Annotated in this window: 2 protein-coding genes; one reads left to right on the top strand and one right to left on the bottom strand. The window is 34.8% G+C overall.

All coding sequences use genetic code 11. From position 1 onward, the window contains the following. On the top strand, window positions 1-630 hold a 630-nt coding region (locus HMPREF1254_RS05760; protein WP_023057723.1), incomplete at its 5' end, for a restriction endonuclease subunit S. On the opposite strand, the gene HMPREF1254_RS05755 is transcribed toward HMPREF1254_RS05760, so the two are convergent. Further along, window positions 623-1,188, bottom strand: a 566-nt coding sequence (locus HMPREF1254_RS05755; RefSeq protein WP_231385814.1) for a restriction endonuclease subunit S, incomplete at its 5' end; no start/stop codon positions are given. The two genes, HMPREF1254_RS05760 and HMPREF1254_RS05755, sit on opposite strands and share 8 nt — an antisense overlap.

The following is a 1,188-nucleotide window of genomic DNA, read 5'->3' as shown; positions in this document are numbered from 1 at the left end:
TTAATTAAGGATTTGGAAGTTTGTAGGTCTGCGATTATTGAATGGCATTATGGGCAAGTTGAGAAACAGAATGTTTGCATTGGAGATTTGGGGGAACCTTTCAATGTTGGTAATTTGGCAAAAGAAGATTTGACTGAAACAGGGATGCCTTGTGTTATTTATGGCGAACTTTTTACGACTTATGGAGAAACTATATCTCAAATAGAAAGCCATACCAATAAAGCAGAGGGTATGATTTTGAGTAAGAAAGGAGATCTGTTATTTCCTTCTTCAACTACTGTTGACGCAATGTCTTTAATTGCTCCATCTGTTATCAACGTGGACGGAGTTATATTAGGTGGAGATATGTTTGGAATTCATATCACTCCTAACTCTAATGCACAATATCTAAGTTACTACTTCAATCATATCGCCAAAAGGCAATTGGCAAAATTTGCTAAGGGTAGTACCATTATTCATTTGCATTACGCAGATATAGAAAAAGCCAAACTATTGTTGCCTTCTTTGGAAGAACAAAATAGAATGGCTAATTGCTTAATCTCTTTAGACACAAAAATAAATATTGAAAGCATTTTCATTAGTTTGTTGAATAGTCAGAAGGCGTATTTACTTCGTCAGATGTTCATATAAACATTTGGCGTAATAGAAATTGTTTCTCTTTCAGCATGGCATTCTGTATTCTTTCTTCAATCTCAGCTTTTCTTTCAAGTGATGACAAAAAAGTTGAGATTGTTTTTTGTTGTTTTATTGTCGGAATCTCAATTTTGAACATAGCCAAGTCTTTCTTCTGAATATTAGGTAAGCCGGAGCCGATGCGTAGTTTCATTATAGCATCTTCTTTAGATTTAAGGTAATGGTACAAGTACAGATTATCTATATTATCTGCGATGTTCTGAATGGAATAACAATGACCACCACTCCAAAATGGTGAGGTGTTGAATTGTACATAACCACAAGAATTGCCGCCCTCGCTTATTGAAATGGTATTGGCGTCTACATTGTAATCGCCATAATATCCAGATGGTTCTGTACCTCCATTCATTACATAATACTCACCACTTTCAGTGAGGTATTCTCCATTGATTTGTTTTCCCTTAACAATATCGCAAATTTCAGACAATGTACTGACATTGCCTTTTATGTTTTTGAAGAGTCTTTCTGAAATCGCAGACTTTAGCTTTTTCAAAT

Source organism: Prevotella sp. BV3P1, from assembly GCF_000479005.1.
GTDB lineage: Bacteria > Bacteroidota > Bacteroidia > Bacteroidales > Bacteroidaceae > Prevotella.
This window is presented reverse-complemented; position numbering and strand designations above follow the sequence as displayed.